Origin of the sequence: Streptomyces montanisoli (genome assembly GCF_017813245.1) — a bacterium.
In the GTDB taxonomy this organism is placed as follows: Bacteria; Actinomycetota; Actinomycetes; order Streptomycetales; family Streptomycetaceae; genus Streptomyces; species Streptomyces montanisoli.
In genome coordinates this window covers 1-7,384 of sequence record NZ_JAGIQL010000239.1, presented here as the reverse complement: position 1 = coordinate 7,384, position 7,384 = coordinate 1, and the positions used below count along the sequence as shown (strand labels likewise).

General features: G+C 75.9%; 6 protein-coding genes. 1 reads left to right on the top strand and 5 read right to left on the bottom strand.

Going from position 1 to position 7,384, the window contains the following annotated elements:
- The coding region (locus tag JFN87_RS30910) for a sensor histidine kinase (RefSeq protein ID WP_209345488.1) at window positions 1–1,220 on the top strand (1,220 nt) is incomplete at its 5' end.
- Between the two features lie 68 nt (window positions 1,221–1,288).
- Here the strand turns inward: JFN87_RS30910 and JFN87_RS30905 are convergent.
- From JFN87_RS30905 to JFN87_RS30885, 5 genes are all read right to left on the bottom strand, one after another.
- Window positions 1,289–1,894, bottom strand: a complete 606-nt coding sequence (locus tag JFN87_RS30905) for a response regulator transcription factor (RefSeq protein WP_209345493.1) — start codon at window positions 1,892–1,894, stop codon at window positions 1,289–1,291.
- A 77-nt stretch (window positions 1,895–1,971) separates the two neighbouring features.
- Entirely contained in the window at window positions 1,972–2,922 is a 951-nt protein-coding gene (locus JFN87_RS30900; RefSeq protein WP_307865662.1) for a 4'-phosphopantetheinyl transferase family protein, read from the bottom strand.
- Window positions 2,919–4,715: an acyl-CoA dehydrogenase family protein gene (locus JFN87_RS30895; protein ID WP_209345486.1), complete on the bottom strand. Its 1,797-nt coding sequence runs from the start codon at window positions 4,713–4,715 to the stop codon at window positions 2,919–2,921. Before JFN87_RS30895 ends, JFN87_RS30900 begins: the two co-directional genes overlap by 4 nt.
- A 4-nt stretch (window positions 4,716–4,719) precedes the next feature.
- Window positions 4,720–6,561: a fatty acyl-AMP ligase gene (locus tag JFN87_RS30890; protein WP_209345483.1), complete on the bottom strand. Its 1,842-nt coding sequence runs from the start codon at window positions 6,559–6,561 to the stop codon at window positions 4,720–4,722.
- Between the two features lie 140 nt (window positions 6,562–6,701).
- Window positions 6,702–7,028 (bottom strand): DUF6059 family protein, encoded by a 327-nt coding sequence (locus JFN87_RS30885; RefSeq protein ID WP_209345482.1) that lies wholly within the window; start codon window positions 7,026–7,028, stop codon window positions 6,702–6,704.
- Window positions 7,029–7,384 lie beyond the last annotated feature (356 nt).

Here is a 7,384-nt window from a genome sequence, read left to right as displayed (position 1 = left end):
CGGGCGCGGTCGCCGGCGCGGGCCGCGCCTGTACCGCGGGCGCGCACGCCCCGTCCCGTGAGACGGACCCCGTCGCCGCCGCGCGCCCCCGCACGAGCCTGGCGCCGCGCACCGCGGCGACGATCACCACCTGCGTGCTCGCCGGCTACACCGTCGTCGACGCGGCGTATCTCGCGAACGGCGGGCTGCTCGGCCGGCCCCTGCTGGGCGCGCTCGCGCTGCTCGCGGCGATCGCGGCGCTCCAGTTCTGCCGCGTCCACCCTGCCGTGGCGCGCCGCCTGCCCGGCGGCCGCTGGTGGTGGTTCGGGGCGCAGGCGGTCCTCACGTACGCGCCGTTCCTGCTGTTCGGCGAGAAGTGGCTCGGGGTCCCCGGCTTCCTCGTCGGGTCCGTGCTGATGCTGCGCGCCTCCCCCTCGGCCTGGCCGCTGGCCGGCGCCCTGGTGGCGGGCAACGCGGGGGTCCTGTTCGCCGTCGGCACGGACGTGACCGATGTCGCCGAGCTCTCCATCTCCGCGATCACCTGCGGGCTCGTCGTCTTCGGTCTTGCCCGTATGAAGGACCTGGTGGCCGAGTTGTACCGGTCGAGGGCCGAGCAGACCCGGCTGCTCGTGGTCAGGGAGCGCCTGCGGTTCGCGCGCGACCTGCACGACCTGATGGGCCTGAGCCTGTCCACGATCACCCTCAAGTGCGAGCTGACCTACCGGCTCGTGCCCACCGACCCGGAACGCGCCAGGACCGAGCTCGGGGAGATCCTCGCGACCGCGGGCCAGGCGCTCGCCGACATCCGCGCGGTGACCAAGGGCGAGCACCGCAGGTCGCTGTCGGCCGAGGTCGAGTCGGCGCTCGCCGTCCTCGGCACGACGGGCGTCGAGACCACGGTCGGCCTCGAATGCGGCCCGCTGCCCGACGCGGTGGAGACCGCGCTCGCCACCGTCCTGCGGGAGGGCCTCACGAACCTGCTGCGCCACAGCAAGGCGGAGCACTGCGCCATCACGGGCCACCGGTGCGACGACACGGTCGTCCTCGCCCTGGCCAACGACGGGGTGGGCGAGACGCCCGCGCCCTACGACCCGGACGGCGGCAGCGGCCTGAACAACCTGTCGGCGCGGCTGCGGGACGTGGGCGGCGCGCTGACCGCGGGGGCCTGCGGGGACGGCTGGTACGAACTGCGGGTGGAGGTGGACCTCGACGCGGCGCGCGCGGCGCGGCCCGCGGGGTGACGGGCGCGGGCCCTGCCGGGCGGCGACCGCGCGGCGTCACAGCCAGCCGGCGTCACAGCCAGCCGGCGTCACAGCCAGCCGGCGTCCCTGGCGATGCGGATGGCGTCGACGCGGTTGCGCGCGTTCAGCTTCGTGACGACGTTCGTCAGGTAGTTGCGCACCGTCCCCGTCGACAGGTGCAGGCGGGACGCCATCTGCGCGGCCTCCATGCCCTCGGCGGCCAGCCGCAGCACCTCGGCCTCCCGGTCGGTGAGCGGCGACCCGCCGAAGTCGAGTGTGGCGAGGGCCAGTTGCGGGTCGATGACACGTTCGCCCGCGGCGACCTGCCGGATCGTCTGGCTGAGACGGTCCGGGTCGGTGTCCTTGAGCAGGAAGCCCGAAACGTGCGCGGCGAGCGCCCGTCTCAGGTTGCCCGGCCTGCCGAGGCTGGTGAGGATGATCGTGCGGCAGCCGGGCACGGCGGTGGACAGGTCGGCCGCGGCGGTGATGCCGTCCGTGACCGGAAGGTCGATGTCGAGCACGGCCACGTCGGGCTTGAGCGCGCGGGCCGCCGGGACGATGTCCGCCCCGGACGCGAGCTCCGCCACCACCTCGATGTCCGGCTCAAGCTCCAGGAGCGAGACAAGGGCCTTGCGGAGCATGTGCATGTCCTCGGCGATCAAAATCCTGACCATGTTCTCCCCCACGCGAATGGCCAACTAGCCGAACATTATGGCGCAGTAACGACCATCCGCACCTTCCCCCCTCGCCTTCATTTTTCCCCCAGCAGCCCCACGATCTCGTGGACGAAGGCCGCGTCGAGCATGGTGCCGACCGCCAGGTCGCCCGCGCCTTCGAGCCCCACGTCATGGCAGGCGACGCTGAGCAGGTACGTGCCGAGCACCTCGAACGTAGCGAACGACCACTCGCCGCGCGACGCGGGCCTGCCGTCCGGTGTCAGCAGCGACTCGCCGCCACGGCTGAAACCGAACTGGTTGAACCCCATCCGCATGCCCTGACCCAGCGCCTTGGTGTACGCCTCCTTCAGCGTCCACACGCGCAGCAGCTCGCGCTCGCGCTCGGCCTCGGGCAGGCCGCCGAGCAGGGCGCGCTCGTCGGGCGTGCACAACTGCCGCTCCACGGACGCGTACCGGATCCTGCGGCTCGCCACCTCCGTGTCCACCCCGATCCTGCCGCGCCTGTTGAGCCCGACGACGATCAACTCGCCCGTATGGCTGAGGGACACGTCGATCTGGTCGCACCCGCGCAGGTACGGCCGGCCGCCCGGCTTGTACGCCAGGTCGATGGAGCCCGGCGGCGCCTGCAGTGCCGCGCCCGCCGTGCACCGCATCAGCAGCCGGGACACGGCGAACCTCGACCGCGACTCCGGGTCGGGCAGGCCGCGCAGCCGCTGCCAGTCGCGGCTGCCCAGCATCGGCCGCAGGTCCGCGTCCTCAAGCACCCTGGGCAGCCAGTCGCGCCAGTCCGCGTACACCACCGCGTGGCCGTGCCACGCCACGGACTGGCGCACCCGGCTCCACGCCTCGTCCGCCCCTGACGCCAGGATCGGCTCGCCGACCTCCCGCGCGCCGTCGTCGCCGCCGTCGTCGCCGCCGTAGTCGCCGCCGTAGTCGTCGCCGTAGTCGTCGCCGTAGGCATTCCCGTACTCGCCGCCGTTCCCGTCGCCGTGATCGCCGCCGGCCGCCGGCCCGAGCCGTCTCACGGCGCGTCCGCCCACTGCACGGGCTCGTCGTACAGGTCGTAGCTCCTGCGGCCCCGGTAGCGGTCGGCCACCTCGGCCAGCACGCGGTCGACGCAGCCGTCCGGCAGCGCGGGGAGGTCCGGCAGGCAGAGCCTGCGCCCGATCCGCAGCAGCGCCATCACCAGCCACGCCGGGTCGCCGAGGAACCCGGGCTCCCCGCGGTGGCTCTCCCACACGCCGAGCGCCGCGGCGGCCGCGCTCAGCAGCGCGTGGCGGTCGGCCAGAGCGCACATTTCCGGGCTCGACAGCACGCCGAGATCGCCGGGCGCCACCGCGACGCACCGCTCGCGCAGCGCCGCAAGCTCGCCGAGCAGGGCCGTCACCAGCGCGCCGAGCGTCCGCCCGTACCCGTGTTCGACGCCGTCGGCGCGCAGCCGGCCGGCCGTGGCGGCCAGCGCGGCGGCGAAGAAGTCCGACCGGCCGGCCACGGCGAGCGCGTCGAGCGCGAGGGGCGGCAGCGCGAGGCCCGGCCGGAACAGCGCGTCCCCGGGATCGTCCGCACGGAGCCACGACGTGCGCGCGAGCAGCGGCAGGCGCGGGATCACCGCCGCCTGGCAGGCGGCCGTCCCGGCGTGGCCGAGGCTGGCGGTGGGCAGGTCGCGCATGAGCTTCGCGAGCATCTCCCGGTCCACCTCGCCCCCGTCCCCCGCGTGCCCCGCACGGCCCGGCCTGCCGACCACGGTGGCCAGCTCCTCCAGGTCCTCCCGCAGAAGGTCGGGCACCAGGTACTTCGCCTCGGCGGCCGCCAGGTCGGCGCTCTCCGGGTGGAGGTGCAGCGCCCGCAGGACGGTGGTGGCCAGGCTGTCGCAGGCCAGCAGGTCGGCGAAGACGCCGGCGAGCAGCGGGCGGTGGCGTTCGCCGGTGCGCCCGCCGCCGTCCCTGGCGACGGCGCGCACCGCGGTGCGCAGCACCGTGCCCGCGGCCGCGACGACCATCACCGCGCACAGCGGCCGGTGGAACTGGAACGTGCGCAGGGCGAGCGGCACGGCGCCGCCCGCCTCGCCCACCAGCGAGCCGGCGGGCGCGGGGCAGTCGGCGAACTCGAGCCCGCCGAAGGCGCAGCCGCGCAGTCCCGTCGTGGGCTGCCTCGGCAGCGTGCGCAGCCGCCCGGGGGTCGCGGCCTCCCGGTCGATCAGCAGCACCGAGTGGCTGCGTGAGCCGGGCGCCGGGTCCGTGCGGGCGTAGACGACCAGGGCGCGCGCACGCGCCGCGTTGATCACGACCTCCTTGCGGCCGCCGAGGCGGAAGCCGCGCGAGGTGGTGAGCGCCGACACCTCGCCGCTCCACAGCGCGTTCCCGTGCGCCATGGAGTGGTGGACGACGGAGGCGCGGCCACCGCCGCACAGGATGTCCGCGAGTGCCGCGCGCTGCCCGGCCGTCCCGGCCGTCCACACGGGCGTCGCCGCGAACAGCGACGTCACGCCGTACCCGGTGCCGAGGCCGAGGTCGCGGCGGAAGACGGGGCGGATGACGCGGGCGAGGCCGTCGGCGCGCTCCAGCCTGCCGCCGTCGGCCGCGGGGACCATCTCGGCGCCGAACCCCTCGTCGTGCAGCAGTTGTTCGGCGGCGGCCACCAGCTCACCGCGCTCCTCGGCCGCCAGCACCGCGGCGAAGCCCAGCGGGTTGCCCGGGTCGTCGGGCGGCCCGAGCCGCTCCTCGAGCGTCCGGGCGCGCGCGCCGGCGCCGGTGGACGGGCGGGCGGCAGCGATCGCCGTGGCGCCCGCTCCCGCCATGGCCTCTGTGCGCATGGACATGCGATCACCCCTTCCTCACGGGCGGGCCTGCCGCCGCGGCGCCGGATCCGGCCGCCGGTTCTGTGTGCAGCGGCCGCAGCTCGCCGCGCAGGAACAGTTCGCGCATCACGGAGCGCCGCACCTTGCCGCTCGTCGTCCGCCTGACCGTGCCCGGCCGTACGAGCAGGACGGAGCCCGTCGCCCCGAAGTCCTCGGCGAGGCAGCGGCGCACCCGCTCGGCCAGGCCGGCAAGTTCCCCGTTTCCGCCGCCGGAGGTGCGTACCTCCTGCACGGCCACGAGGTGCTCGCCGCCGCGCGGCCGCACCATGAACACCGCGGCCGAGGCGAACCGCGAGCCGCAACGCCGCAGTTGGTGCTCGACCTCCTGCGGGTGCAGGGTCCTGCCCGCCACGGTCAGCACGTCCTTGATGCGGCCGGTGACGTAGAGCCGCCCGTCGTCGAGTGCGCCGAGATCGCCGGTGCGCAGGAACCCGCCGGCGCCGGACGCCGTCGCGCGGCCGAAGGTCTCGGCGTTCTCCAGCGCCCGGTGCCAGTAGCCGGGGGAGACGGCGTCGCCGCGTACCCAGATCTCGCCGATCTCGCGGTCCGGCAGCTCCTCGCGGGTGTCCGGGTCGACCACGCGCACCTCGACGCCCCGCGCGGGCCCGCAGGACGCCACCGGGTACGGCGCGGGCACGGCCGTGTCCGCGCCGGGCTCCTGCCGCCGGGGTCGCAGCGTGCCGCGGCCGCCGGCGCCCTCGCCCGCGCCCGTGACCTCCAGGACGGGTCCGCCGGCGTCCGCCGGGGTCGCCACGCTGACCATCAGCGTCGCCTCGGCGAGCCCGTAGCCGGCCACGAGGGCGCCCGGGCGCAGCCCCGCGGGGGCGAACCTGCGGGCGAAGTCCGCCAGTGTGCCGGGCGACACCTGCTCGGCCGCGTCGACCGCGGTGCGCAGCCGGGACAGGTCGAGCCCGGCCACATCCTCGTCCGTCGCCTCGGCCGCGCAGCGCGCGAACGCCGTGTCGGGCGCCGCCGTCGCGGTGACGCCGTACCGGTCGAGCGTCTCGAGCCACCGCAGGGGGCGCGCCGCGAAGCGCGCGGGCGGCACCAGGACGGCGGTCGCCCCCAGCCACAGCGGGTGGAGCAACTGGCCGATCAGGCCCAGGTCGTGGTGGAGCGGCAGCCATCCGCCGATGCGGGAGCCCTGGTCGGTGGAGAGCGCCGCGCGTATCGACTCCATCGCGGCGAGCAGGTTGGCGTGGGTCACCACGACACCGCGCGGCGCCGCCGTGGTGCCCGAGGTGTACTGGATCAGCGCGGGGCTGTCGCCGGACGGCGGCTGCTGCTGCGCGTGGGCCCCGTCAGCGTCCGCGCCGTCCGAACCGTACGCGCCGTCCGAACCGTCCGCGCCGCCGCCGGGTGCGGGGGCGTCGACGGCCAGGCACAGCACGCCGCCGTAGCCGCCCCTGTCGTCCTCGGCGAGGTACCGGGAGACGTCGGCGGCCAGCGCCGCCTCGGTCAGGACGAGCGACGTGCCGGTGTCCTCGGTGATCGCCTTCATGCGCTCCCTGGCGGCCCGCGAGGACGCGGGCGGCGGCACCACGGACACGACCGCGCCCGCCAGCAGGCAGCCGACGACCGCCACCGCCAGGTGCGGCCCGGTGTCCATGCAGACGAGGACCGGGCGGCCCCCGGTGGCCCCGAGGCCGAGCCTGCGGGCCAGGCGCCGGGCCCGCAGGGCCAGTTCCCGGTATGTCATGAGGTCTGCGCCCGCGCCGCCGGCGTCAGGGACGCACAGCGCGATGTGGTCGGCACGCTCCGAGAAGCGCCCGGCCAGGGCTTCGGTGAAGCTTCGGGATGGCGTCATCGGTCAACTCCGTCGGTCCGCGTGGCCGGCTCGTGCCCGGCAGGCTCTGACACGACTGTGCGGCCGGCGGCTCGGCGGCCGCTCGACCGCCGCCACCTGTGCGCCTCGCGCCGCACTCTCACCGCGCCTCGCGGCCGGGGTCACCAGCTCCCCGCGCGCGGCCACTCGTATATCCCCAGGTCCCGCATGAGGGCCACCTCCTGCGCCGTGAGCGGCAGTTCGGGGCACAGCCGCTCGGGGTGCCCGGGCGGCGGCCCGTCCGGGCCGATCGGGTGCCCGCCCGGCCCGTGGCCGCCGCCGGGGCCGCGGCCACGCCCGCCGTACCCGTAGGGCGACGGCACCGCGGCCGTGCTTCCTTCGTCCACTTCCAGCTGTGCGCGCATGCGATCTCCGTACGCCACGAGTACCTCGTCCACCGCTCGAAGGAGACGGCCGACGCTCTGGCGCAACCATCCGGTCGCGGCCATGGTTGTCCTCCCTTCGCCCCCGTCACGCCGGTCCGCGTCCGGGGCGCCTGGAGGATGGGGGCCGCTGCCGGAGCCGCGGTGGAGCGCCGCTCGCGGCCGGATGGGGTGCCGCTCGGCCGGTCGGGGACGGGTTCGAGGTGGTCTCCAGGACCGCGCGAACCGTCTCGTGCACAGTCGGCCGCGTCCACACAGGGCGAGCGGCGGGAGGTCGGATTCAGGTGCTGGTGGAATCGGCGGAACAGGTGAGGAAGGCCGGGAACGCACACGCGTCCCCGCACGGGAAGCCCCCAGGCGGCGCGAGCCCAGGGGCGCACGGGCCGCACGCGCGCGCGGCGCATCCCCGAGCGGGCGGCGGC

Excerpts from the sequence above, each read along its gene's own strand:
- JFN87_RS30905 (WP_209345493.1), bottom strand. The coding sequence starts at position 1,894 with ATGGTCAGGATTTTGATCGCCGAGGACATGCACATGCTCCGCAAGGCC.
- JFN87_RS30895 (WP_209345486.1), bottom strand. The coding sequence starts at position 4,715 with ATGTCCATGCGCACAGAGGCCATGGCGGGAGCGGGCGCCACGGCGATC.
- JFN87_RS30890 (WP_209345483.1), bottom strand. The coding sequence starts at position 6,561 with ATGACGCCATCCCGAAGCTTCACCGAAGCCCTGGCCGGGCGCTTCTCG.
- JFN87_RS30885 (WP_209345482.1), bottom strand. The coding sequence starts at position 7,028 with ATGGCCGCGACCGGATGGTTGCGCCAGAGCGTCGGCCGTCTCCTTCGA.